Source organism: Lysinibacillus sp. CNPSo 3705 (genome assembly GCF_028674935.1).
Taxonomy (GTDB): Bacteria; Bacillota; Bacilli; order Bacillales_A; family Planococcaceae; genus Lysinibacillus.
The window spans coordinates 1-375 of record NZ_JAQZSD010000218.1 but is presented as its reverse complement, the minus strand read 5'-3'; the positions used below and the strand labels follow the sequence as shown (position 1 = coordinate 375).

2 rRNA genes are annotated in these 375 nt (G+C 42.1%); both read right to left on the bottom strand.

Annotation, left to right across the window (positions count from 1 at the left end):
• Positions 1-99, bottom strand: a 23S ribosomal RNA gene (locus PVA17_RS25130); the annotation flags it as partial.
• 185 nt (positions 100-284) lie between these two features.
• Positions 285-375: ribosomal RNA gene (locus PVA17_RS25125) — 16S ribosomal RNA — on the bottom strand; the annotation flags it as partial.

Genomic DNA, 375 nt, shown 5'->3' with positions numbered 1-375 from the left:
AAGCTCACTTACAGCTCCCCGAAGCATATCGGTGTTAGTGCCGTCCTTCATCGGCTCCTAGTGCCAAGGCATTCGCCGTGCGCCCTTAATAACTTAACCAAGTTATTAAGCCTATAAAAACTTAAAAAAATAAATGTGTTTGTTACAATTTCAATGTCGTTTTATCCAGTTTTCAAAGAACAAATTTTGAAGTGTTTCATTCAGAAGAATGAACCTTCAAAACTGAACAGCAAAGACGTAATCATTGCTTCGTTCAAAACGAAGCATTCCGAAATAATCCTTAGAAAGGAGGTGATCCAGCCGCACCTTCCGATACGGCTACCTTGTTACGACTTCACCCCAATCATCTATCCCACCTTCGGCGGCTGGCTCCAA